28 protein-coding genes and 1 pseudogene are annotated in these 23,172 nt (G+C 70.9%); 20 read left to right on the top strand and 9 right to left on the bottom strand.

Going from position 1 to position 23,172, the window contains the following annotated elements; genetic code table 11:
* Positions 1 to 72 precede the first annotated feature (72 nt).
* A complete protein-coding gene (locus tag ACGFI7_RS40645) occupies positions 73 to 891 on the top strand; it encodes a phosphotransferase family protein (protein WP_393414814.1) in 819 nt (272 codons plus the stop codon).
* Positions 892 to 1,176: 285 nt separating this feature from the next.
* On the opposite strand, the gene ACGFI7_RS40640 is transcribed toward ACGFI7_RS40645, so the two are convergent.
* Together ACGFI7_RS40640 and ACGFI7_RS40635 are read right to left on the bottom strand one after the other, a co-directional pair.
* Entirely contained in the window at positions 1,177 to 2,520 is a 1,344-nt protein-coding gene (locus tag ACGFI7_RS40640) for a hypothetical protein (protein WP_393414812.1), read from the bottom strand.
* 25 nt (positions 2,521 to 2,545) lie between these two features.
* Complete coding sequence (locus ACGFI7_RS40635) at positions 2,546 to 3,004, bottom strand: hypothetical protein (RefSeq protein WP_393414809.1); 459 nt, start codon at positions 3,002 to 3,004, stop codon at positions 2,546 to 2,548.
* A gap of 64 nt (positions 3,005 to 3,068) precedes the next feature.
* Between ACGFI7_RS40635 and ACGFI7_RS40630 the strand changes: the two genes are divergently transcribed.
* From ACGFI7_RS40630 to ACGFI7_RS40605, 6 genes are all read left to right on the top strand, one after another.
* Positions 3,069 to 3,308, top strand: a complete 240-nt coding sequence (locus tag ACGFI7_RS40630; protein WP_393414806.1) for a hypothetical protein — start codon at positions 3,069 to 3,071, stop codon at positions 3,306 to 3,308.
* Positions 3,309 to 3,489: 181 nt separating this feature from the next.
* Positions 3,490 to 3,963 (top strand): hypothetical protein, encoded by a 474-nt coding sequence (locus tag ACGFI7_RS40625; RefSeq protein ID WP_393414803.1) that lies wholly within the window; start codon positions 3,490 to 3,492, stop codon positions 3,961 to 3,963.
* Positions 3,960 to 4,823 carry an SAM-dependent methyltransferase gene (locus tag ACGFI7_RS40620; protein WP_393414800.1) on the top strand — a complete coding sequence of 288 codons (864 nt, stop codon included), beginning with the start codon at positions 3,960 to 3,962 and terminating at the stop codon, positions 4,821 to 4,823. Before ACGFI7_RS40625 ends, ACGFI7_RS40620 begins: the two co-directional genes overlap by 4 nt.
* 491 nt (positions 4,824 to 5,314) lie before the next feature.
* Positions 5,315 to 6,391 (top strand): ABC transporter substrate-binding protein, encoded by a 1,077-nt coding sequence (locus ACGFI7_RS40615; RefSeq protein ID WP_393414797.1) that lies wholly within the window; start codon positions 5,315 to 5,317, stop codon positions 6,389 to 6,391.
* Positions 6,388 to 7,434: a methyltransferase gene (locus ACGFI7_RS40610; protein WP_393414794.1), complete on the top strand. Its 1,047-nt coding sequence runs from the start codon at positions 6,388 to 6,390 to the stop codon at positions 7,432 to 7,434. The genes ACGFI7_RS40615 and ACGFI7_RS40610 overlap by 4 nt, the downstream gene beginning before the upstream one ends.
* 77 nt (positions 7,435 to 7,511) lie before the next feature.
* Positions 7,512 to 8,003 carry a hypothetical protein gene (locus ACGFI7_RS40605; protein WP_393414791.1) on the top strand — a complete coding sequence of 164 codons (492 nt, stop codon included), beginning with the start codon at positions 7,512 to 7,514 and terminating at the stop codon, positions 8,001 to 8,003.
* Here ACGFI7_RS40605 and ACGFI7_RS40600 read toward each other — a convergent pair.
* From ACGFI7_RS40600 to ACGFI7_RS40585, 4 genes and pseudogenes are all read right to left on the bottom strand, one after another.
* A pseudogene (locus tag ACGFI7_RS40600) lies at positions 7,945 to 8,265 on the bottom strand (universal stress protein); the annotation flags it as partial. The gene ACGFI7_RS40605 and the pseudogene ACGFI7_RS40600 sit on opposite strands and share 59 nt — an antisense overlap.
* 238 nt (positions 8,266 to 8,503) lie before the next feature.
* On the bottom strand, positions 8,504 to 8,917 hold the full coding sequence (locus ACGFI7_RS40595; protein ID WP_393414788.1) for an Hsp20/alpha crystallin family protein: 414 nt from the start codon (positions 8,915 to 8,917) through the stop codon (positions 8,504 to 8,506).
* A gap of 66 nt (positions 8,918 to 8,983) precedes the next feature.
* Positions 8,984 to 9,283 carry a PLD nuclease N-terminal domain-containing protein gene (locus tag ACGFI7_RS40590; RefSeq protein ID WP_393414786.1) on the bottom strand — a complete coding sequence of 100 codons (300 nt, stop codon included), beginning with the start codon at positions 9,281 to 9,283 and terminating at the stop codon, positions 8,984 to 8,986.
* Between the two features lie 96 nt (positions 9,284 to 9,379).
* The gene (locus ACGFI7_RS40585; protein WP_393414783.1) at positions 9,380 to 10,237 is read right to left on the bottom strand and encodes a universal stress protein; all 858 of its coding nucleotides are present in this window, start codon (positions 10,235 to 10,237) and stop codon (positions 9,380 to 9,382) included.
* 311 nt (positions 10,238 to 10,548) lie between these two features.
* On the opposite strand from ACGFI7_RS40585, the gene ACGFI7_RS40580 reads away from it, so the two are divergent.
* The 12 genes from ACGFI7_RS40580 (at position 10,549) to ACGFI7_RS40525 (ending at position 19,825) form a co-directional block, all read left to right on the top strand.
* On the top strand, positions 10,549 to 10,998 hold the full coding sequence (locus ACGFI7_RS40580) for a universal stress protein (RefSeq protein WP_393414781.1): 450 nt from the start codon (positions 10,549 to 10,551) through the stop codon (positions 10,996 to 10,998).
* Positions 10,999 to 11,013: 15 nt separating this feature from the next.
* Positions 11,014 to 11,445 carry a hypothetical protein gene (locus ACGFI7_RS40575; RefSeq protein ID WP_393414778.1) on the top strand — a complete coding sequence of 144 codons (432 nt, stop codon included), beginning with the start codon at positions 11,014 to 11,016 and terminating at the stop codon, positions 11,443 to 11,445.
* Positions 11,442 to 12,341, top strand: coding sequence for a hypothetical protein (locus ACGFI7_RS40570; RefSeq protein WP_393414775.1), 900 nt, complete (start codon positions 11,442 to 11,444; stop codon positions 12,339 to 12,341). The genes ACGFI7_RS40575 and ACGFI7_RS40570 overlap by 4 nt, the downstream gene beginning before the upstream one ends.
* The gene (locus tag ACGFI7_RS40565) at positions 12,328 to 13,617 is read left to right on the top strand and encodes a V-type ATPase 116kDa subunit family protein (RefSeq protein ID WP_393414772.1); all 1,290 of its coding nucleotides are present in this window, start codon (positions 12,328 to 12,330) and stop codon (positions 13,615 to 13,617) included. Before ACGFI7_RS40570 ends, ACGFI7_RS40565 begins: the two co-directional genes overlap by 14 nt.
* Positions 13,545 to 13,886 carry an ATP synthase subunit C gene (locus ACGFI7_RS40560; protein WP_393414769.1) on the top strand — a complete coding sequence of 114 codons (342 nt, stop codon included), beginning with the start codon at positions 13,545 to 13,547 and terminating at the stop codon, positions 13,884 to 13,886. Before ACGFI7_RS40565 ends, ACGFI7_RS40560 begins: the two co-directional genes overlap by 73 nt.
* Positions 13,886 to 14,113, top strand: a complete 228-nt coding sequence (locus ACGFI7_RS40555) for a hypothetical protein (protein WP_393414766.1) — start codon at positions 13,886 to 13,888, stop codon at positions 14,111 to 14,113. Before ACGFI7_RS40560 ends, ACGFI7_RS40555 begins: the two co-directional genes overlap by 1 nt.
* Entirely contained in the window at positions 14,110 to 14,604 is a 495-nt protein-coding gene (locus ACGFI7_RS40550) for a V-type ATP synthase subunit E family protein (protein ID WP_393414763.1), read from the top strand. The genes ACGFI7_RS40555 and ACGFI7_RS40550 overlap by 4 nt, the downstream gene beginning before the upstream one ends.
* Positions 14,601 to 16,217, top strand: coding sequence for a V-type ATP synthase subunit A (locus ACGFI7_RS40545; RefSeq protein WP_393414977.1), 1,617 nt, complete (start codon positions 14,601 to 14,603; stop codon positions 16,215 to 16,217). Before ACGFI7_RS40550 ends, ACGFI7_RS40545 begins: the two co-directional genes overlap by 4 nt.
* Positions 16,214 to 17,578: a V-type ATP synthase subunit B gene (locus ACGFI7_RS40540; protein WP_393414760.1), complete on the top strand. Its 1,365-nt coding sequence runs from the start codon at positions 16,214 to 16,216 to the stop codon at positions 17,576 to 17,578. Before ACGFI7_RS40545 ends, ACGFI7_RS40540 begins: the two co-directional genes overlap by 4 nt.
* Entirely contained in the window at positions 17,575 to 18,180 is a 606-nt protein-coding gene (locus ACGFI7_RS40535; RefSeq protein ID WP_393414757.1) for a V-type ATP synthase subunit D, read from the top strand. Before ACGFI7_RS40540 ends, ACGFI7_RS40535 begins: the two co-directional genes overlap by 4 nt.
* A 356-nt stretch (positions 18,181 to 18,536) precedes the next feature.
* On the top strand, positions 18,537 to 19,217 hold the full coding sequence (locus ACGFI7_RS40530; RefSeq protein ID WP_393414755.1) for a CBS domain-containing protein: 681 nt from the start codon (positions 18,537 to 18,539) through the stop codon (positions 19,215 to 19,217).
* Positions 19,218 to 19,219: 2 nt separating this feature from the next.
* Complete coding sequence (locus ACGFI7_RS40525; RefSeq protein ID WP_393414752.1) at positions 19,220 to 19,825, top strand: HPP family protein; 606 nt, start codon at positions 19,220 to 19,222, stop codon at positions 19,823 to 19,825.
* Between the two features lie 61 nt (positions 19,826 to 19,886).
* Here ACGFI7_RS40525 and ACGFI7_RS40520 read toward each other — a convergent pair whose 3' ends face one another.
* Positions 19,887 to 20,759, bottom strand: a complete 873-nt coding sequence (locus ACGFI7_RS40520) for a universal stress protein (RefSeq protein ID WP_393414749.1) — start codon at positions 20,757 to 20,759, stop codon at positions 19,887 to 19,889.
* Positions 20,760 to 20,879: 120 nt separating this feature from the next.
* The gene (gap, locus tag ACGFI7_RS40515; RefSeq protein WP_393414746.1) at positions 20,880 to 21,866 is read right to left on the bottom strand and encodes a type I glyceraldehyde-3-phosphate dehydrogenase; all 987 of its coding nucleotides are present in this window, start codon (positions 21,864 to 21,866) and stop codon (positions 20,880 to 20,882) included.
* 280 nt (positions 21,867 to 22,146) lie between these two features.
* On the opposite strand from gap, the gene ACGFI7_RS40510 reads away from it, so the two are divergent.
* On the top strand, positions 22,147 to 22,575 hold the full coding sequence (locus ACGFI7_RS40510; RefSeq protein ID WP_393414743.1) for a chemotaxis protein CheB: 429 nt from the start codon (positions 22,147 to 22,149) through the stop codon (positions 22,573 to 22,575).
* 155 nt (positions 22,576 to 22,730) lie between these two features.
* Here ACGFI7_RS40510 and ACGFI7_RS40505 read toward each other — a convergent pair whose 3' ends face one another.
* The gene (locus ACGFI7_RS40505; protein WP_393414740.1) at positions 22,731 to 23,078 is read right to left on the bottom strand and encodes a VOC family protein; all 348 of its coding nucleotides are present in this window, start codon (positions 23,076 to 23,078) and stop codon (positions 22,731 to 22,733) included.
* Positions 23,079 to 23,172: the final 94 nt, after the last annotated feature.

The following is a 23,172-nucleotide window of genomic DNA, read 5'->3' as shown; positions in this document are numbered from 1 at the left end:
TTCCCTTCGCGGGACGTCGCTGGAGGACAGCCCGTCCTCCAGCCCGAGGGACAGAAAGGGCGAAGCGGGCATATGACGGTTGGCCGATGCACCCACAGCCTCGACATTCGAGACGACGTCGTGGTCAAGCGCTACACCTCGTGGGCACGAGGTGAACCACGCCGGGAGTGGGCGGCGCTCACCCTGCTCGCCGAGCATGCGCCCGGCCTCGCGCCCACGCCCATCGAAGCCGCGCTGGAGGCGCACCCGCCCATGATCGTGATGAGCAGGCTGCCCGGCCATGTCCTGCGCGGCGAGCACGCCACCAACGAGCAGATCATGGCCATGGCCGCCGCCCTGAACCGGCTGCACCAGATCCCGGCCCACGCGGTAGAAGCCGTCGAGCCCGCCGCATGGGGACCCGCCGCCGCGGTGGACAAGACCCGGGCCTGGGCCGACAAGCAGCCCGATCTGGGCGACGACCCGCTCGTGCGGGAGGCGTTCCGCGCGGGGGCCGCCTGGCTGGCTTCCACCGACCCCGACAAGCTCACCAGCAACCCACTGCCGCCCGTCCTCGGCCTGGCGGACGGGAACCGGGCGAACTACCTGTGGTCGCCTGATGAGGGTCGCGTACGGCTGATCGACTGGGAAGACTCCGGCCGCAGCGACCGCGCGTTCGAACTGGGCGAGGTCTGCGAACACATCTCCCGCCACGACGGGGCCTTGGATGCCGGCCAGCTCCTGCCTCACCTTGACCTGGCCCCCGGCGAAGCCGGACGGGTACGCGACTTCCGCCGGCTGATCGCGCTGGGCTGGTTCCTCCAACTCGGCCCTGACGGACCTGCTACGCCCCACAACCCCGCCGGAACCCTACAACGCCAAGCCGAACGGACTTTGCACTTGCTCGCCTGAGCACGTCCCGCGCCTTCCTACGGGCTCAACACAGCCGATGGGAAGCGGTGATCACCTCGTGATGTCCTCCACAGCCGGCGGACGAAGCGGACGCCAGCCTCCGCCGTCCAACTTGGCGTTCTTCGCTCACCTGGTGGAGTTCGCCGACGGGCTGGCGTGTCGCCTATTACCGGAGCGTCGCTCGCCTCACTCAGCAGCAGTTGGCCGGTGCCACGATCATCCATGTGGGACGCTACGCAAGATCGAGAGTGGAGCTCCACGGGGTAGACGACTACTGAGGTACCTCTACGTGCCGAGCGACTCGATCAGATGATCGTCGAGATCAGCGACAAAGCTCTCTCCTCGCCAAGCCCGCAGATCGCGTCGTGCGCCACGAAGGCGAAGAGCAGGGACTCGCCCTCCCGTTTCGGCAGCGAGATCGATACACCCATGCAGAAGTTCAGCCGCCGACCGCGGATCCCCCAGTCGAATCCGAGCGAGAGCTTGATCGGTCGACACGATCGCCCGCTGCACGCGCTCACGGGGAGCGGCCAGAGCCTGAGCCGCGCGGGAGAAGTAGTCATGGGCGTGCAGCGGATCCCCGACATACAGCGATATGACGCCCTCGAAGCCGCGTAGGTGAGCGGGTGACAAGGAATCCGCCGCTGGATCGTCGGGGCGGTCCTTGTCCAGGTCGTACCAGGCGAGCGCCAGCGCGGCCTTGGCCTGCTTCTCCGCGCCGGCCCGGGCCGCGATCTCTGCTTGCAGGGCATGTGCTCGAGCTCTGACCGTGACGCTCTGACCCTGCCGTGCGTCGCGCACCGCCGCATCGATGAGCGCTCTGGCGGCTTCGAGGCCGGGGGTCGAGTACAGGGTGACGAGTGCGTGACTCATGTGCACGACCGAGCGACGCCACGGTACACCGATGCGCCCGACCAGATGGGTCGCAGCCGCGTACAACGTCTGTGAAGCATCGTCGTCCCGGGTCTCGAACGCAAACCGGCCGGCGAGTTGATACGCCTGCGCAGTGATCAATTGAAGCTGACCGGCGAACGCGTCAGGTATGGGCAGTTCGAGCAGCCGGCGGCAAGATTCGAGGATGGGCGCGAGGAGAAGCTGCAGACGGACGAACGGGATGCTGCCGACTTGACCATTCACATCGGACACGGCGTCACGCAATGCGGACAGCAGGTCCTCATCGAGCTGCGATGGGTTGGTTAAGACCGCGGACAAAGCGCGTCGCGTAGGCGGCCCGAGCAGCGCGAACAGATGCACACCGCTGTCCGTTGTCGTCCGTACGAGAAGCATGCGTAGTTCGGTGCGGCGTCGTTCACCCTCACCGAGATGCCCGAGGGCTTCGAGCAGAGCTGCAAAGTCGCTGCCGCCGCCGAGGGACATCTGCCCATGAGCGTCGCGAGCGTACAGGTGGGCGAGGAGCAGTTGGTACCGCTCGCTCGGCAGGATCGGAGCCTTACTACTCTCCCACCGGGCGACGGACCGCTGCACACTGGCCAAGCTGGTGTCGAAGGGCTGCCCAAGCTGGACCGCCATGTGAACAAGGGCTCGGGCCGTGTCGGCGAGGGACCACCCGCGGGCAAGCCGCAGCCGCTTGAGCATGGCGGCGCCGACGCGTCGGTCGTGCGCGCTCATGCACTTATGATGCCCGGGTCCGAGCTCAGACGGGAACGATCAGCCGAGGTTTGCCTTGTGAGGCGCCGTACTCAAGCGTCTGCCAAGTGCCCGAGGTCGCCGCTCCCTTCTCCAGCGGGAACCCGATGACCATGCTGGCGTGATCGACCATCCACCGGTTGCGCGCATGATAGGCGGGCGTCTTCAGTTGCCCGGCCCCCAACTCGACGATCTCCGCAATGCGGTCGCGGCACTGGGCGATGGCTTGACGTGCTTCGGCGGGCTGGTCGTGAACGGTGCACGGCACGACGACCGTGATCTGCGCTTCCGAGTTACCGGCTAGCCACAGCAAGGACAAGCTGTCGATACCCGTGGCACCTCCGATGTAGAAGCGAGCGTCGTGGACCGCGAACGGCGCCAGGTAAGTGGCGAACATGTCCGCGTACCAGCTGAGTTCGCGATGCCCTGTTGACCGCGTCCCGGTGATGGCCGCAGCGAGAGGCATTGATCATCTCCGTGTCATAGGTTGTCAGATCCCGCCTGCATGCTCAGAACGGTGGGATCGAGGCATGGACGCGAATCCTCCGGCCATTCTCCACGAGATTCTCAGGACGCGCGGGTTGTCCGTGACGGTGAGGGAGAACGGCACCGTAGCCGTCGGGAACCCCTTGCATCCGCGCATCGGTGCGGTGGTGACCACCGTCGACCACCGATACCTCACGGACTACGGATACGAGCTCGGCGAGCAGGGCGACGAACTGGCCACCGCTGACCGGCTCGCCTTTCTGCTTTCAGCGCCGGCCGGATAGGCGCGTGCGTAGCCCTGCCCCATGCCCGTCACCCCGACGGGCCCGAGCTGATCGTCTCCTCCCGCTGCGCACGGCAGCGGACCACCGCCAATCCCGAACCCGGAACCCGAAGAAGGTGGACCTGGTGAGCCCATATACGTGGGATGACCTGCCCCAACAGGTTCAAGGAGCCCTCCAGGGAGTGGAAGCCAACCGCGCCGTCGACAGCCTCCAGCATTCCAACGTCCCGGAAGGACTCCTTCTCATGCCGCCCCCTACTCCCACCGACCACATCGCCGCCACGTACGCCGGCCATCTGCATACATGGACCGGCGAACCGGGCCTGGCCGGCGTCGCCGCGTACCGGATCCAAGCCGAGCTGTGGCAGGGGCATCGTGTCGCGTCGGAGGTCCACCACGGCGGCAAGGTCGCTCTGGTGTCGGTGGACACGGAGCTGGTCTGCTGGACGGACGGGCATCGCTGGTGGTGGTGGACGGGCCGCACCTCGGTCAAGGGGCACCGCCTCTACACCTACGTACGCACCGAGTATCTGGAGGAGGCCGCCCGGCGGGTCGCCGCCCGGTACGCGGAACTGCGGGCTGAGCAGGACAACTCCTGCGCCGCCGCCGTGCCAGCCACTCCCCTTCAACCCGTGTCGGAGGTCAGCACTCGATGAACCTCCCTGATCGCGCCCCCACGTCCGGCGTCGAATCCCTGCCTCGGCAGTCGACGACCGCCCGTCTGTACGGAGCGCTCGGTGAGGGCAAGGACCACTTCCAGATCGACGAGGACAACGCCGCCGCGCTCGACGAGATTCTGCCGGGGATGGCGCGCATCGTGCCGGGCACCCGCGATTGCCTGCGCCGCATGGTGTCCGCCGCGGCGGATCTGGGGATCGGCCAGTTCCTCGACCTCGGCTCCGGGCTGCCTGACCAGCCGCCCAACCTGCATGAAGTGGTTCATGACCGACAGCCCGGCGCGAGTTTCGTCTACGTCGACCGCGACCCGGTGGTGTGCGCGCACGGGCGCGCCCTGCTGCGCGCCCCGCGGGTGACCATGGTCGAGGCCGATGTGCGTGACCTCGACGACGTGTTCAGCCGGCCCGAGGTGCGCATGCGGGTCGACTTCGAGCTGCCGGTGTGCCTGGTGCTCGGCGCGGTTCTGCACTTCCTTGCTGATGATGAGGTCGGCGCGGTGATGGAGGCGGCACACGACTGGTTGCCGAAGGGCAGCCTGCTGCTAGTCACGCACGCCACCAGCGACCAGCCCCACTACACGGCCGAGCAGGTCGAGGCCGCCCGCGACTTTTACCAGGCTCAGACCGGTGAGCGGCTTTACCTGCGCCGGGCGCAGGAGATCGCCGATCTGGTGCTGCCCGGGTGTGTGCCGCTGTGGCCCGGCCTGGTCACCACCGCCTTGTGGCGGGCGGATCCCGCGGCCGGGCCGGACACGCGGGCACCGTACTTCCTGGCCGTGGCCGCCGAGGTACGCCCCCTCGTCGAAGATCAGCATGTCGTCCCCGAGCCGGCCGGATGAACGGCGGCTCCTCAGAGCAGCGGCGAAGCGCGCCTTACGGGATGGTCCGGAGCTACGGCCATACCGGGGGCTTCGCCGCCTTCAGCTGCTCGTGGCCCGATGCGGAGATTCGTCGCACCCGCATCTGGCCACGGGCGTCCACCTCATGCTCTGCGCGGCCCACCCCAGCCGTAGGTCGCCTGCTCGGCGGATGCGGCGGCCGACGCGGAAGGCAGGACGGGGCAGTGACAGGCCACCGCCCCCTGCCCCGTCCTCCATGTCACGAAGGAGAGCTGACCCATGGACGCCGGTATCGCGCTGTTCTGGCTCACCCGGGAGATTGGCACACGATGGCCGCTGCTCCCGCGCACGACGATGACGGTCAGGAGCCGGAGTCGGCTCCTGATCAGGACGAGGCCTAGCCGAGCTGTTCGGCCGGCCGCTACGAGCTGCCCGGCCGCGCCGCGCTGACCCCCCTGTCACGGTGCGGCCGGGCGCCCCTGCCCTGCCAGATGTCCCCTTCCACTTTGTACGCCTTGGGATGTTCACCAATGAAGCCGCTACACAGAGCAATATGGCTTGCACTTATCGTGGTCGCCACGGGGTGCGGAGCTCAGCCGTCAGCCACTCCCCCGAGCGGCCGCCCTCTGCAGAACGTCAAGGTCGGGATCATGCCCATCCCAGACTGCGTCACCGTCCCCCTCGCGAACATGAGGGGCTACTTCGAGGCCGAAGGGCTTCACGTCGAGATCGAGACCGTCCAGGGCGGCGGCGTCGCCCTGCCCAAGCTCAAATCCGGAGCCCTGCACTTTTCGATCATGAACTACACCGCCGCCGTGCTCGCCGAAGACCGCCAGCCCGGCACGCTGCGCATCGTCGCCGACGCCTACCAGTCGGCTCCCAACACCTTCAAGCTCATGGTCGGCAAGAACTCCCCCATCAAGGGGCTGGGCGACCTGCGAGGCAAGCACATCGCGGTCGCGACCCTGCGGTCGGTCGGCACGCTCACCACCGAAGCCGCCCTGAAGATCGCCGGCTTGACCGCCGAGGACGTGCGGTTCTCCGAGATGCCGCTCCCGGACATGATCCCCGCGCTCCAAGCAGGGAAGATCGATGTCGCCTGGATGACCGAGCCGTTCATCACCGCCTACCAGAAGACCGGCGGCGAGACCCTCTACGACGTGATGCAGGGCCAGACCGAGAACTGGCCCATCGCCGGCTGGGCCACCACCGCCGACTATGCCAGCACCCATCCCCGCCAGGTCGCCGCCTTCCAGCGCGCCATCCTCAAGGCTCAGGCCGACGCCCAGGACCGGCAGGTGATCACCGACACGCTGCCCACCTACACCAAGATCAGCCCGGAGACGGCGGCGACCATCACCCTGGGAACCTTCCCCATGAACCTCCACCCGGACCGCATCCAACGGGTGGCCGACGTGATGCTGGAACACCAGTACATCGCGAGCGAACTCGACGTCAGCCGATTCCTGATTCCACCCCCTGCCGTCCACCACTCTCCGGCGCCACCACCTCCCCCGGCCACCCCTTCGACGCCCGCCGCCTCGCCGTCAAAGGTGCCCGCGCCATGACCCTCCACCAGCACTCCGACGCACTCAGCCTCGCCGACCCGTACCAGCAGGTCCAGAAGATGCTCGACGCCGTCCCGGACTTCGCCGCCCTGCACGCCGCCGTCGAGCTGGACGTCTTCGAAGCCCTCGCGACCCAGACGATGACCGGCGACGAACTGGCCGACACCTGCGGAGCCGACCCGGACGCGATGAGCCGGCTGCTGAGCTGGCTGCACGCCCGCGGCTTCGTCTCCTGCAGCCCCACCGGCTACCGGCTCACCGAGCTCGGCCACGTCCTCACCGCCGAGGCCAGCCCGTCCCAGCGGTACGCGGTCCTGGTGGCGGGCTCGACGTACTGGTGGAACGCGATCGGACGCCTGGCCCACACCGTCCGCCGCGGACAACCCACCCAACCGGAAGGTCAACCGGTGTACGAATACCTCGCCTGCACCCCTGGACTGGCCGACCAGTTCGACCGGTTCATGACCGCGCGCAGCACCGCCGTCGGCCGCGACCTCGCCTCCCTCGACGGCTGGACCGACATCCGGCGCGTGACCGACCTCGGCGGCGGCCTGGGCGGAGTCCTGGCCGCCCTCGTGCACGCCCACCCGCATCTGCGAGGCGTCCTGGCCGAGCGCCCCGGCGTCACCGCCCGCGCCCACGCCCACCTGAAGGAGCAGGGCCTGCTCGGCCGCATCGAGATCATCGCAGCCGACATCTTCGAGGAGGTCCCCCGGGGCGCGCAGCGGTATCTGCTGTCGTCGATCCTGCACAACTACAGCGACGAAGCGTGCCTCAGCCTCTTGACCGAGGTAGGTCACGCTCTGCGCGACAACGCCGGCGGGCAGGTGTGGATCGTCGAGGGCATGCTGCCCCGGCGCACCAGCACGCCCAGCCCCTGGTACGCCACCGACATCCGGATGATGTCCCTGTTCCAGGGCGGCCGGGTGCGCCGCGTCTCACACCTGCGCAGGCTGGCGGAACAGGCCGGGCTGACGATCGTGCACGCCACCCGACTGCCCTGCGGACAGACCCTGCTGGCCGCCCACCTGCGTCCCAACTGATCGGCCCGCCGAGGCGACGCTGACCGGCTCCAGGCCGCAGCAGCCGCGCCGAACCGACGACCAATCACAAGCCCGCCGTGGACAAGAAAGGGACCATCGTGACCGATGCGCCCATCGACGACGACGTCGAGGAAGCCGCAGCGCTGTTTCGCGCTTCCATGCTGCGTGAGCTGTGCCGTCAGAGGGCGATCCAGTCCGAGCTTGTGGCGGCGGCCTTCGCGATCGCGCCGCGCCACCTGTTCACGCCCGGCGAGCCACTGGAAGCCGCCTACGGGGTGGACAACGCGCCGATCGTCAAGCGGGACGGCGACGGGCTGGCCCTCAGCTCCGTATCCGCACCCCATCTCCAGGCCACCATGCTGGAAGCGGCACAGGTCGAGCCTGGCATGCGGGGGTGCGAGATAGGCAGCGGCGGCTACAACGCGGCCTTCGTTCCACCTGGACGAAGCGCATCAGCGAGAAGCACGGATGGAGCATGTCAGGCTGTACGTCAACTGCCGTTTTCGATAGTCAGAAGGCTGATGTGCACCTGCCACTGGCACCGGCGGCGAGGGCGACGTGCCCGGTGACGCCCAGCCCGACGGAACCGCCAATCAGCCCGGTGAATCCGCCCAGTCCGCGGCTTCCCAGGACCACGCTGTCTGCCTCGGCCGACTCCTCGATCAGAGTGTCGACCACGTTGCCGGACCGCGATCGCGTGCTCACCGCGACGCCGAGGGTCAGCTCGCGCGCCCGTTCTACTGCTTCCGCCAGGATTTGGGTTCCGTACTCGTGCATGTCCCCGCTGTAGGGCCACTGTTCGCGGACATGCACGATCCGCAGCTCGCAACCTCCCGCGAGGGCCGTCGCGTTGCACGAGGTCGAGGTCCCCGATCAGGAGGTCCTTGGTCCCGCCACCCGCCCAGCTGCGGTGGCATGCTTCAGTCGGGCGGCAAACGCGCAGGTGCGAGGGGCAGGTTGGGAAGATCTGCACACGGGCGCCATCCGCAGCATGATCGGACGGCCACACGATTCGCGCCGATTTCGAAGGCGGGCAGGAGCCTTTCCGGCTCCCGCCCGCGCTGCGGCCTCAGTGCTCGACGGTGATCCGCCTCCCCTCCTCCTTCTCGCTCTCGGCCAGCCCCACGCTGATCTCGAGGACGCCGGCTTTGTAGGTGGCCTTGACGTCGCCCGTCTTCGCCGCGGCGGGCAGCATCACCGCCCGGGTGAGCGAGCCGTAGACGAATTCGGAGCGGTGCGGCTCGGCGAGCTTGCGGGTCTTCTCGGCCCGGATGAACAGCACGCCGTCTTCCACGGTGACCTCGACGTCCTTATCGGGGTCGACGTCGGGCAGCTCGGCCCGCAGCACGTACCGGCTGTCGGCGACGTAGTCCTCAATTCGGATGATCTGGCCGAACGGCCGGAACCCGAACATCGGGTGCTCCAGCCACTCCGTCAGCGCCGGGAACGGGAACCTCATGCCTCCACGTTCCAGCAGAGCCATGGCAGCCTCCTCTCTCGTGGTTGCCGATCCCACAGCCTCAGCACACCCGACTCGCGGGAGGTGCCATCAGAGCAAAAGGGCCTGTGGGCGCGGACGATCGGCCCCCTTTTCGACAGGCCCGGTCCTACGCGATTTTCGGGGCTGCTTGGCCCTGTTGCGAGGGCGCCGCCGCCCCCACAACAGGTAGACGATCGGGCCGACCGGCTGGACGAAGATGCCCAGCCACCACAGCCCTCTGCGGCCCCGTACCGTCTCCTTGGGGCCGAACGCCAGGTCCACGACCGCAGTGATCGTCAGCGCCGCCTCGGCCGACATCAGGGCCAGCACAAGGCCCTGCTGCCGCTTGGACATCTCTTCCCATCGCATACGCCGCTCCTTCAGCGTGTGTCTTTCTCCGAGCTTGACCATGTCGCGGCGTTTCGCTCCGAATCGAACGACCGCGATCGAACGCCCCTCCGCCTTTCAGGCCGGGATCTGCGCCGCGGTGGGCACCACCCACAGCGGGCAGGGCGCGCGGTGCAGCAGTTCCTGGCTGATCGAGCCGAGCACCATCCCGGCGAACGTGCCGTGCCCGTGTGATCCGACCATGAGCACGTCGGCGCCGGTGGCCGTCTGCCGCAGGACCTCGACGGGGTGGCCGTGCACCACCTCCGCCACCACGGGCACGTCGGGGTGCGGCTCGCCGCACTCGGTGACAAGCTCCTGCAGCAGGGGCAGCGCTCGGCCCTCCTCACCGGGGTCGGCCGGCTGGAATCCGTCCCGCCGCGGCCAGGCCCAGGCATGGACGGCGCGCAGCCTCGCTCCCCGCCGTCCGGCCTCCGCGAAGCCGGCTCGCAGCACGAACCGGGACCGGTACGATCCGTCCACTCCCACCACGATCTCGCCCCGGGACAGTGAGGGCAGCGCAGACACCACGACCGTGTCGCAGGCCGCGCGGCCGGCGACACCGTGGGCCACCGAGCCGACGAGCAGCCCACGCATCCCGCCGATCCCGTGGCTGCCGATCACCAGCAGTTCGGCCGCTTGTGACGCCCTGATCAGGGCGGTGCGCGGATCGCCGGGCAGCAGGTCGGCCATCACCTTGACCTCACGTCCCTCGCGGCGGGCCCGTTCCTCGCCGGCATCGAGCACCTCCTGGCCGCTCCGGCGCATCCAGGCGGCCACTTCGGCGTAGCGGCCGTCGTCGCGTTCGCAGACCCACCGCGACAGCGCGTGCACCACCGTCAGCCCAGTCTGCCGGATGACCGCCTCCCGGGCTGCCCAGCCGACCGCCTCGAGCCCGGCCCGCGACCCGTCGACTCCCACGATGATCATCGTCATCGTCCTCCTCGGTCCCTTTTCCTCCAGCGCATCCCAGCGGCGTGGACGGCACCACCACCGAAGGTCCTACGGTTCGTGACCTTCGTCCTGTCTGTCCACCGGCCCCCTCACAGGAGTCCGGAAAGCCGTGTCTTTCGGCCCGCCGACGACGACTTTCTGCCCTCGCCGGGCGAGCGCGCCGCGCCTGAACTTGGAGTCAGGACCGCAAGCAGAGGGGGCCTCGCCATGAGCGTCGTCAGGGAGGACGTCAGGGTCGGCGGCACCGAACGCGCCGGCAGGCTCGAAGGCGTCCCGCACAAGGACAACACGCCATGATCGAGAAGATTCTGCTCGCCGTCGATGACTCCTCTGCGGCGCTGAAGGCGGCGCGCCCGGCCATCGACCTCGACGCCGCCACGCGGGCACAGCTGCGTGTGCTCCACACGGTCGAGGATCATGTGCTGACCGACGCGGTGGGCAGGGTCTCCACCGCGCGTGACGTCGCCCGGCGCAGAGAGGTCGCGGGCGAGAACGTGCTGCGGAAGGTGGTGCAGCTCGCTCATGGGGCGGGCGTGCCGGCGCACACCACGCTCAAGGGTGGCGAGCTGGCCAGGTGCCTGCTGGCCGAGACGCGTATCTGGCAGGCGGACCTCGTGATCGTCGGCCTCGCCGTGGGCACTTCGGGCGACGCGCATGCGGGCGAGGCCGCCATCGTCGAGTTCGCCGACCAGCCGGTTCTGATCGTCCCCGATCGGGCCCGGCAGGGCGTCCGGAGCGGGTGAAGGGAGGGCTGCGTCATGGCGCGGCTGCGGGAGTTCGCCGGCCGGTTCCGTCCGGCGGGGGTGCCGGGCGCCGCCGCACCGGCGGCGGTGCCGGCCGACCTGCGCGCCTGCCGTGAAGCCGAACTCGAACCCGTCTTCGCGGCGCTGGCGGAGACGGCGCGGACCTGCTCGGATATGCGTGAACAGGCCGAGAAGGACGCTCGTGAGACGGAGCGGCAGGCCGGCGAGCGCTGTGAGGCCATCCTGGCCGACGCGCGCTCCCGTACGGCCGCCGAACGCGCCGATGCTCTCGCCGTGGCCCGGAGCCGGGTCTTGGCCGAGAACGCGGCCCTGCTGGATGAGGCGCGGCGAACGGCGCACGACATCCGCGAGCGCGCACGGTCCCGGCTGCCGCACCTGGTCGAGCGGGTGCTCGACCGGATCCGGGCGCTGGGGGCCGAGCCGTGAGCGGCGCCTGGGTCGCGGGCGCGACCAGGGCGAAGGCTCTGGTGCGGCGCCGGCTGGGCGAGGCGGGAGCCGTGCAACTGGCGCGATCCGGGAGCTTCGAGGCCGCCGTCGAAACCCTGTCCATCGGCCCCTACGGTCACGACGTCCGCCCTGGTCTGGACCCTGCCCGAGCCCAGAACGCCGTGGCGGCCACACTGTTGTGGCACACGCGGGTGCTGGCCGGCTGGGTGCCCCGGCAGGGGGCGGACGCTCTGCGGACGCTGGCCCGCTGGTTCGAGATCGCCAACGTCGACGCCCTGCTCGCCGGTGCGGACGCGCCGTTCGAGCTGGGGGCGCTGGCCACCTCGTGGTCGCGGTTGAGCAGGGCTGCCGACCCGCGGGCGCTCCGCGCGGAACTGGCCTCCTCCGCCTGGGGCGACCCGGGCGAGGACAGCCCGCGGGAGATCCAGCTCGGCATGCGCTTGTCCTGGGCGGCGCGTGTGGCCGACGCGCTCGATCCGGCGCTGCCGTGGGCGGCGGGAGCGGCGGCGCTGCTCGTGGCCAGAGAACGTTTTCTGGAGCGGCGGGAACTGGGTTCGCGAACCTCGGACCGGGCCGTGGCGCTGCTGGGGGCCGAGGCGGCGCACGCGCCGTCGCTCGCGGACCTGGCCAGCCGGCTGCCGGTGGCGGCGGCCTGGGCGCTCGACGGATTGGACGAGCCCGAACAGCTGTGGCGCGGCGAGGTCCGCTGCTGGCAGCGGATCGATCACGACGGCTGGGCCCTGCTCGCCGGATCGGGGTTCGGGCTGGAACCGGTCATCGGCGCGCTGGCCGTGCTGGCCGCCGACGCCTGGCGGACGCGGGCGGCGCTGGCCCGCCTCGCGCGCGGAGTGGGGAGTGAGGATGCGCAGGTCTGAGGCGAGGACGCGGTGGCGGCCGGTGCGGATGGCGCGGGTCGCCGTGGCGGCGCCGCTGTCCCGCATGCGAGAGGTGCTCGCCCAGGTGGGCGATGCCGGATGCGTGGAGTTCGAAGGCGGTCCGGACCTGAAGGCGTTCGCCGACGCGGCGGTGGTGCGCGACGGTGTGGCGGCGCTGCCCGGGTGGATGCCGGAACCCGCCGTCGCGGCGCTGGCGGACCGGCTGGCCCCGCTGGGCGGCGCGGTGATGCCGCTGCCGCATCCGCGCGGGGTGCAGGCGCCTTCCCTGCTGCGCCCGGGTGGGGTGCGCGGATCGATCAACATGCTGGTCGAGACATACGGGGCGGTGCCGTACGCGGACGTCGATCCCGCTCCGCTGGCCATGGCCGCCTACATGCTGATGTTCGGCATGATGTTCGGCGACGCCGGGCACGGGCTGCTGCTGCTGGCCCTGGCCGGGCTGCTGCTGTCGGGGCGGCTGCCGCGCCTGCGCCGGATGTGGCCGTTCGCGGCGGGAGCGGGCGTGACCAGCGTGCTGTTCGGGCTGCTGTACGGCGAGTTCTTCGGCCCCACCGGGTGGGTGCCGGTGCTCTGGCTGGAGCCCATGGCCGAGCCGATCCCGCTGCTGCTGGCCGCGCTCGGCGTCGGCGGCCTGCTGCTCGGCGGCGCGTACCTGCTGGGCAGCGTGAACCGGTGGCGCGAGGGCGGCTGGCCGCTGGCGCTTTATGCCCGCTCGGGCGTGGCGGGGGCGGCGGCCTTCCTCGGCGTCGGGCTGGTGGCCGCCGGCTGGTACACCGGTCTGGGCTGGCTGCTGGGCGGCGGGATCGCGGTGGCGGTGGCCGGGCTTGGGCTGGTGCTGGCGGGTTTCGTGGCGGAGGGCGGCGGGGTCACGCAGGCCGTGATGGAGCTGTTCGACGTGGTCGTCAGCCTGGGCTCGAACGTGGCGTCGTTCGCCCGGCTGGCCGCCTTCGGCCTCACGCACGCCGCGATCGGCGCGATCGTCTGGGAGAACACCGCCGGGTTGTGGCCGTCGCCCGCCGCGGTCGTGGTGTTCCTGCTGGGCAACGCGGTCGCCTTCGCCCTGGAGGGGCTGGTGGTGGCGATCCAGGCGCTGCGCCTGGAGTACTACGAGCTGTTCTCGCGCGTCTTCGAAACCGAGGGGCGGCCCTTCCGCCCCTGGCACGTCCCGTTGGAGGGATCGGCATGTCCGTCTGGTTCAAGCGAGGTGTCCTCACCGTCACTTCCGTCATCGTCCTCCTCGCTGTCACGCTCCTGATCGTGGCGGTGTCCGGCACGGCGGCGGGCGCCGAGGGCGCCGCGCGGGCCGCCGAGGCGAACTGGGCGGCGCTGCTGGGCGCCGCCATCGCGGTGGCGGGCTCGTGCATCGGAGCGGGTGTGGCGGTCGCCTACACCGGTGCCGCCGCGCTGGCGGCGCTGAGCGAGCGGCCGGAGCTGTTCGGCCGCGCCATCGTCATCGTCGGCCTGGCCGAAGGCATCGCCATCTATGGGCTGGTCGTCGGGATCATCCTGATCGGCAGGGCGTGATGGGCCGCATCGCGGTGCTCGGCGAGCGCGCCAGAGTAGCCGACTTCGGGCTGGCCGGCGCGCTCACGCTGCCGGCCGGCAACCTCGAGGAGGTGCGCCGGGCGTGGGAGACGCTGCCGCCGGACGTCCTCGTGGTCGTGCTCACGCCCATGGCCGCCCGGGCGCTGGGCCCGGTACGCGGCCGGCTCACCGTGATCATGGGCGAAAGAGCAGGTGAGGGCAGATGAACGACTCGATCGCCGCGCTGCGAGCGGAGCTGCTGCGCACGGCCGGTCAGGAGGCCGAGCAGGTGCGCTCGCAGGCGGAGAACGAGGCCACCGGGCGCGTCGCCGCCGCCCGCCGGGAAGTCGGCGAGCTGCTGGCAGCCGCCCGCGCGGACGGCCTGGCGCAGGCCGCCGCCGACGACAAGGCCGAGCGCATCAAGGTCGAACGCGAGGCGCGCCGACTGATCCTGACCGCCCGCCGGGAGGCGCTGGAGGAACTCCGTTCGCATGCCGCCGCGGCGGCGAGCCGCCTGCGCGATGACCAGAGGCTGCTGCGCCGGCTGCGCGACCTGGTCGGCGACCGGCTCGGCGCCGGCCACACGCTGGCCGCGCACCCCGACGGCGGCATAGTCGGGCAGGCGCCGGGCCGCCGCGTCGACGCCGGCCTGCCCACGCTGGCCGCCCGGGCGATCGACGAGATGGGAGCGGAGGTTGAGCGGCTGTGGCGAGAATGACGCGGGTCAACGGGCCGCTGGTCGAGGTGGACGGCCTCGGCGGGGCCGCCATGTTCGAGCTCGTGGACATCGGCGGCATTCCGGGCGAGATCGTGGCATTGACCGGCGACCACGCCACCGTCCAGGCGTATGAGTACACCGGCGGGCTCGAGCCCGGCGCCCGCGTCGTGTCCTTGGGCGGCCCGCTGTCGGCCAGGCTGGGTCCCCACCTGCTGGGTGGCATCTTCGACGGCCTGCTGCGGCCGCTGGACGGCACGGACATGTGGCTGAAGCCGGCGCCTCTGCGGGCCCCGGGCCGCAGGCTGCGGCCCTTCCGGCCGCTGGTATCGGCGGGCACGCCCGTCGCGCCGGGCACGCCGATCGGCTCAGTGGACGGCTCGGGCACTCTGCCCTATCTCGTCCTGTCCCCCGGCGGCACGGTCACGGCCATCCGTCCCGCGGGCGGCTACGCCGCCGACGCTGCCGTGGCCAGCGTGAGCGGGCGGGACGTCACCATGGAGCGGCTCTGGCCGGTACGCCGCGGACTGCCGTACAGGGGCAGGCTGGACGAGCAGGTGCCGCTCATCACCGGGCAGCGCGTCATCGACCTGCTGCTTCCGGTACGGCGGGGCGGGACCGTGGCGGTACCCGGCGGCTTCGGCACCGGCAAGACGGTGCTGCTGCAGCAGATCGCCAAGTGGTGCGACGCCGACGTGGTCGTCTACATCGGCTGCGGCGAGCGCGGCAACGAGATGGCCGACGTGCTGGCCGAGCTGCGCGAGCTGGCCGACCCGCGTACCGGGGGGCGGCTAATGGACCGTACCGTCGTGATAGCCAATACCTCGAACATGCCGATGATGGCGCGCGAGGCGAGCGTCTACACGGGCGTGACTGTGGCCGAGCACTTCCGCGACATGGGTTACCACGCCGTGGTGATCGCCGACTCGACCTCCCGCTGGGCCGAGGCCCGCCGCGAGTTCGCCTCCCGCGGCGGCGCGCTGCCGGCCGAGGAGGGGTACCCGGCCGATCTGGCCTCGGCCATCGCCGCCTTTTACGAGCGGGCGGGCCTAGTCACCACGCTCGGCGGCGAGCCGGGATCGGTGACGATCATCGGTGCGGTCTCCCCGCCGGGAGGCGACTTGACCGAGCCGGTCACCACGCACACCCAGCGCTTCGTGAGAACGGTGTGGAACCTGGACCGCGCCCTCGCCTACGCCCGCCACTATCCGGCCGTGACGTGGAACGATTCATTCTCCCGGGACGACGCCGCCCTGGCCGGCTGGCACGTCAGGAACGGCCGGCGGGACTGGGTGGTGGCACGGACGCGCGTGGCGGGCCTGCTCGCGGAGGCCGACCGGCTCTCCGCACTGGCCGAGCTGGTCGGCCCCGCCGCCTTCCCCGCGCGCGAGCGGGTCGTGTTGCTGGCCGGAAGGCTGCTGCGGGAAGGGCTGCTCCAGCAGAGCGCGCTCAGTGCCGCCGACGCCTACTGCGCTCCCGAGCGCACCGGCCGCCTGACCAGCCAGATCCTCGACGTTGTCGACGAGTGCCTGCGGCTGGCCGAACAGGGCGTGCCGGCCGGCGAGATCGAGACCCGCGACTTCTCCGACGTCCTGCGTGCCAAGGAGCGGCCATGATAGAGCTTGAGTACACCTCGCTCAGCGAGCTGCGCGGCCCGCTGGCCGTGGTCAGCGGCGTGTCGGGAGTCGGCTGGGACGAGTTCGCGACGATCCGGCTGCCTTCCGGCGAGACCCGGCACGGCCTGGTACTGGAGGTGGACCGCGATCTCGCTCTGGTCCAGGTGCTGGAGGGCACCTCGGGCATGGCCGGGGACAGGACGCGGGTCGCCTTCGCCGGTTCGCCGCTGCGCGTGCCGGTCGGGCCCGGCTGGCTCGGCCGCGTCTGCGACGGCCGCGGCCAGCCACTGGACGGCGGCCCCGCCGTCTTCGGCACGTCCACGGCTCCCGCGGGCGGTTACCCGCTCAACCCCACCTGGCGGGTGCCACCCGCCGAACCGGTGCTGACCGGGATGTCGGCCATCGACCTGCTGACCACCCTGGTCCGCGGCCAGAAGATCGCGTTGTTCTCGGCGGCGGGCCTGCCGCACCTGGAGCTGGCCGCGCAGATCGCCGCCCAGTCCCATGCCGGCGGCGAACCGTTCAGCGTCGTGTTCGCGGCGATGGGGCTGACGCACGCCGACGCCGCATCGGTGCGGGACGCGCTGGAGCTGCGCTCGGCCGCCGGCGAGCTGGTGCTGCTGCTGAACTTGGCCGACGATCCCGTAATCGAACGGGTCCTGACGCCCCGGATCGCGCTGACCGTGGCCGAGCACCTGGCCTTCGAGCTGGGCCGGCACGTGCTGGTCGTGATGGCCGACATGACCAGCTACTGCGAGGCGCTGCGCGAGGTGTCGGCCGCTCGCGGCGAGATCCCGGCCCGCCGCGCCTATCCCGGCTATCTCTACAGCGACCTGGCTTCGCTGTACGAGCGCTGCGGCCGAGTACGCGGCAGGCCTGGCTCGCTGACCCTGCTGCCAGTGCTGACGATGCCTGCCGGAGACATCACGCATCCTGTGCCGGACCTCACCGGCTACATCACCGAGGGGCAGATCGTCTTGTCTCCGGAGGCCGGCGTCTACCCGCCGATCGACGCGCTGGCCTCGCTGTCGCGGCTGATGCGCCGCGGCGTGGGCGAAGGCCGCACCCGGCCGGAGCACATGGCCCTGGCAGCCCAGACGCTGGCCGCGCTCGCGCGCGCCCGGCAGGCCGGGGAACTGGCCGAGCTTGTCGGGGCCGGGGCGCTCAGCGCGACCGACCGCGGCCACCTCGATCTGGCGCGCGCCTTCGCCGCGCATCTGCTGACCCAGCGCGCGGACGAGGAGCGCACGCTCGAGGAGACGTTCGACCGGGCCTGGAGGGTCGTCTCGGTGCTGCCGCGGCGCGAGCTGGCCATGCTCGGGCAGGACGCGCTGGACGCCTGCTACCGGGAGGGCGGATGAGGATACTCGCGCCTGCCGGTCGCATGGGACGGCTGTGGCTGCGCCGCCGCCTCACCACGGCCCGTCGCGGCATCGACCTGCTGGATCGCAGGCTCCGTATCCTGCTGCGGGAGCAGGAACGTTTGCGGCTGGCCAGCGACCGCACCGCACGCGCCTGGGCGGCCGCCCAGGCCGAGGCGGAGACCTGGACCCTGCGCGCCGCCACGCTGGCGGGCGAGCAGGCGCTGGCGCCGGGCCCGCCCGCTGAGATCACTGTCGAGTGGGCTGAGGTGATGGGCGTGGCCTTCCCCGGCCGCGTCTGCTGCCGCTTCCCCGACCATCGGGAGAGTCTCGCGGCCAGCGCCGCGGTGCCTGTGGCACGGCACGCCTGCCGGGCGGCTCTGGAGGCCGCAACCCGGCATGCGGCCGCGCGCGAGGCTTTGCGCCTGATGGCCGAGGAGACCGCCACCACGACCACCCGGATCAGGGCGTTGCGGGAACGCTGGGTGCCGGCCTTGCAGGAGGCTCTCGCTCAGCTGGAGCTCGGTTTGGACGAGACGGAACGGGCGGCCGCGGTGCAGGCCGCCCGAGCACGCCGGAGCGGGTCGAGCCCGCTCGCCTGAAGCCTTGCGTCGTCGCGGCGCCTCGGCCCCGGAATCCGTGTGGCGACCTACGACCGCCCGGTTAGGGACCTTTGCCTCTGAAACCTGCCGTTTGCGCGATGTGTGATGAGGACGGCCGACGAGGAGGAACGCATGGACGGCATCATGTGCCGGGATCGCGAAGATCTCCGACATGCCGCAGGCACCGAAGGACGTCCCCCGGCCCCGGACAGGATCGCTTCGCCGGCCGTTGCCGGGAAGGGCGACGTCACGGCCACGTACCACCTGGGTAGTGTCGCGGCCGGCATCCTGCCGGCCGGGCCCGGGCCGACGGGCTCCCGCCCTTGTGCGCAGGAGCCGGAAAGGGACTGATCGGCATGCGTATCACTGTCACCGACGTGATGACGACCGAGGTCGTCTCCGTCACCGCTCCCACCCCCTTCAAGGACATCGCCGAAGCGCTCATCGAAGGCGGCATCAGCGCCATGCCCGTCGTGGACGACGACCGCCGCGTGATCGGCATGGTGTCAGAGGCGGACCTGCTCCGTAAGGAGGAGTTCCGCGAGCAGTTCTACCGCGAGGGCTACCGCCCGCCGCTGCGCGCCCGGCTGCGCCACCCCAAGGGGCGGCAGAAGGCCGAGGGCGAGACCGCCGGCGAGCTGATGACCAGCCCCGCGATCACCGTCTCACCGCGGGCCTCGGCGGTCACCGCCGCCCGCCTGATGGACACGCACGCCGTCAAACGGCTGGCCGTCGTCGACGAGGACCGCCATCTTATGGGCATCGTCAGCCGCCGCGACCTGGTGAAGCTGTTCACCAGAGGTGATGCCGAGATCGCCGCCGAGATCCGCGAGGACATCCTCGACCGGGCGCTGTGGGTGGACACCGACGGCGTGCGGGTAGAGGTGCGCCAGGGCGTCGTGACGTTGTCCGGCTGGATGGACCGCCGGTCCGAGGCCGCGATCGCCGTCCGCATGATCGGCCGCGTCAACGGCGTGGTCGACGTCGTCGACAAGCTCACCTGGAAACAGGACGACTCCGCCTGGGAAGGCAGGTAATCATGCTCGTTCGCGAGGTCATGAGCAGCCCGGCCATCACTGTCCGCCGCACTGACTCGGTGCGGCGGGCGATCCGGACGCTGTATGTGCACGACATCACCGCCGCGCCCGTCGTGGACGACGTCGACCGGCTGGTGGGCGTGGTCAGCGAGCTGGACCTGCTGCGTGGCGAGTTCGAGCCGGACCCGCGCGCCACCGCGATGCCGGTCCGCGCGGCGGCCGAGCCGCCGCGCCGCCGCGTCATGGAGGTGATGACCGGGCAGGCCGTCACGGTCACCGAGACCACCGACGTCACCACCGCCATCGACCTCATGGTGGGTAAGCGGATCAAGAGCCTGCCAGTGCTGCGCGGCCACGAGATCGTCGGCATGGTCAGCCGCCGCGACCTGATGGCCATGCTCGCCCGTCCCGACGACGAGCTGCGCACGGCCGTCGAGGCGGCGCTGCGCGAACAGTACCCGTTCGGCCCGAGCTGGGACGTCGCCGTGCGCGAGGGCGTCGCCGAGCTGAGCGGCCCGCCCCGCGAGCATGCCGACCACATCGCCGACCTGCTCGCCCGTACCGTGCCCGGCATCGTCCGGGTCAAGCACCTGAGGAGACAACCGTAGAGACGACGCGGAGGGACGTGGAGGACAGCACCGTGACGCCGTCCATACCGATCGCCGGGACTCACCGCCGCCGTCGATCGCCGCGTTCCTCCGGCATGGCCCATGAGTGCACCACGGCCACCGGGCAGCGGGCGCGGCGCAGCACGCCTCGGCTGACCTGCCCCAGCGGCTCCGGTGCGGTAGCCCGGTCCCAACCCACGACCAGCAGGTCGGCTTGCCCGGCCGCTGCGGTGAGCGCGGTCACCGGGTCGGCGCGCAGGAGGTCTTCGACGACCGGCACACGTGGGTGATCGTGTCCGACGGCCTTGACCAGGTCTCGAGCAAGCAGGCGCTCGGCTGTGACCTCGCTCATGCCGCGGGTGTTCCCCGCGGTGACGGCGTGTGCGGGCGTCTGCCAGGCGTGCACGACCCTGAGCGTCGCCTCGCGCAGTTCGGCCTGGAGAAAGGCGTAGGTCAAGGCGGGCCCGCACGCTGGCGAGCCGTCCACTCCCACCACGACCTCGCCGTACACGGTTCGGTGCTCAGCCCGCACCAGCACGATCGGGCAGCGGACGAGCTCGGCCACATGCATGTTCACCGGGCTCGGCACCGCGCCGAAGGATGCGTGACACGCGTAGCTGCCCAGCACCAGCTCGACGCCATCGTCTGCCTGCTCGAGCAGAGCCGTGGCGGGCTCGCCCGTCACCTCTTTCGTCGTCACCTCGATGGTCGGCTGCCGCTCGCGAACCAGTGCCTCGGCCTCACGCAGCGCCCGGCGTCCGTCGCGCGACCGTGTCCTGCGAGGAAAGGCGGCGCCGCTTCTGCCGGCCTGGTACGGAACGGTCCCCGTGACGTGCACGATCAGCAGCGGGACGTGCATGCGCATGGCGTCGCCGGCGGCCCACTGCACAGCGGCGCGGGCGGCCATGGAGCCGTCCACTCCTGTAACGATCATGTTGTCCTCCTTCGCCACTTCCCGCCGGATCGGCTCGTCCGGAGCGTGGGCTGCCACGTCCGGCTGCGCGGGTCGGGAGATGGAGGATTACCGCAGCCGGACGTGACGGCCGGTGCCGTTTCAGGCCATCCGTCGGGCCGTCTCCACCAGCCGGTTGGCGTACCCCCACTCGTTGTCGTACCAGCCGAAGACCTTCACCAGGTCCCCGCCTGCCTGGGTGAGTGCGGAGTCGAAGACGCACGAGGCGGCGTCGCCGACGATGTCGCGCGACACCAGCGGGTCGGTGCTGTAGCGCAGGATGCCGCGCAGTTCGCCCTCGGCGGCCGCGGCGAAGGCGTCGTTGACCTCGCCCGCGGTGACCGGGCGGGCCAGCTGGGCCGACAGGTCGGTGATCGAGCCGTCCTCGACCGGCACCCGGATAGCCACGCCGTCCAGGCGGCCGTCCAGCTCGGGCAGCACCCGGCCGACCATACGGGCGGCACCGGTGGTGGTGGGCACGATGTTGACCGCCGCCGACCGGGCCCGGCGCGGATCCTTGTGCGGGGCGTCCAGCAGCCGCTGGTCGCCGGTGTAGGCGTGGATGGTGGTCATGAAGCCGCGTACCAGCCCGAACCGCTCGTGCAACACCTTCACCATCGGGGCCACGCAGTTGGTCGTGCACGAGGCCAGCGAAACGATCTCGTGCCGGGCCGGGTCGTAGGTGCTGTCGTTCACGCCGGGCACGATGGTGGCGTCCAGGTCCTTGCCCGGGGCCGACAGCAGCACCCTGCGGGCGCCCGCCTTCAGGTGCGCGGCCAGCGCCTCGCGGGTGCGGAAGCGGCCGGTGGCGTCGATGACCAGCTCGACGCCGTGCGCCCGCCAGTCGATCTGTGCGGGGTCGGCGCAGGCGCTGACGGCGATCTTCCGGTCGCCGACCTCCAGCATGCCGGGCGAGGCGGCGACGGGCCGATCGAGCGGCCCGTAGGTGGAGTCGTGCTTGAGCAGGTGGGCCAGCGCGGCCGGCTCGGTGATGTCGTTGACGGCGACGATGTCGAGGCCGTCGAGGGTGAGCGTGCGGCGCAGGACGGCTCGGCCGATCCTGCCGAATCCATTGATCCCGATTCTCATGACCTCATCGTCCGCCGCCGCCGACCGGCCGGGCAGAGGCCAGAGTCCCGTCCTGCACGGACCTTCGACCCGGCGACGCGCGTCGATCGATCGCCGACGGCTTCTAGTTGACCGATGACCGATGCGACGGGACCAAAGCCTCCTGTGGTCGTCTTTCGCCTGGTCAAGGACGAGATGAGGAAGTGATCGGACCGGCCGTCCCGGGCGGCTCAGGGGACCCCCGTACGCCACTCGGAGTGTCAGGCCCCGCGCCGCTTCGCCGGCCGAAGGGAGGCATCCCGTGGTCTTCAAGGACGCCGTTACGGCGATGGACCGCACCACGGAGCCGATCGCCGGACGTGTGCCGGTCGTCGCCATCGTGTGCTCGTCCGGAGGGCGACACGCGGCCGGCCGGGTGCTGTCCGGGCTTCCGGCCACCTTTGCCAGGGCCGTCATCGTCCTGCAGCACGTCTCACCCGATCACAGGAGCATGCTGCCGGAGATTCTGGCCAGACCAACCGAGCTGCCCGTGGCGGCCGCGTGTGACGGGCAGCCCCGCTACCTGGCGCTGGCGTGCGGCGCCGATGTCATCGCGGTGGTCCTGTCCGGGGAGGGCAGCGACGGCGCGACGGGCGCCACTGCCGCCCATCGGTTCGGCGGCACGGTCATCGTCACCGACGAAGCCAGCACCCCTCACTTCTCGATGCCGCGCCTGTATCACCCGGGATGAGATCGTCGACCATGTCGTCCCCCTCGACGAGGTCGCCTCGTTGCTGATCGGCCTCGTCGCAGGGCGCAGGGCCAGGTGACGGGCGACGGCCGCGCTCCGCCGCGGAGGTGACCGCCGCCCTTCCCTCGTATCCGGCCGGCCCGTTCGGCGCCGTTTCACCGGGTCGTGGACAGCAGGCCGATCAGGTTGCCCGCCGGGTCGGTGAACAGCGCGAACTGCGTGCTTTCACCGATCGTCGTCGCTGGCACGCGCACGTCAGCGCCGAGTTCGCGGACGCGCTCCAACTTCTGATTCAGGTCCTCGACCCGCACGTAGACGGTGACGTACGGCGGCGCGCCCGTGCCGGTCCGCATGATGCCGCCGTCCATGCCCTCGCCCGGCCGGACCAGGGCGTAGTTGTCGTCGACGGTCTCGCTCTTCCAGCCGAACAGGCTCTCGTAGAAGGTTCGCAGCGCCTCGCGATCAGGTCCCGCGATCTCCCAGTGCACAATCGGATGTGCCATGGCATCCTCCTTTCCTCGTTCGCCTTCAGTGTGAGCAGCTGCACCGTGCGCATCTGCGGGAGAAGGCCCTGGATCGTGCGTCTTTCGGCCCAGG

This window comes from Nonomuraea sp. NPDC048826 (assembly GCF_043198225.1).
Classification (GTDB): Bacteria; Actinomycetota; Actinomycetes; order Streptosporangiales; family Streptosporangiaceae; genus Nonomuraea.
The sequence above is the reverse complement of the archived record's forward strand: the minus strand, read 5'-3'. Positions and strand labels throughout refer to the sequence as shown.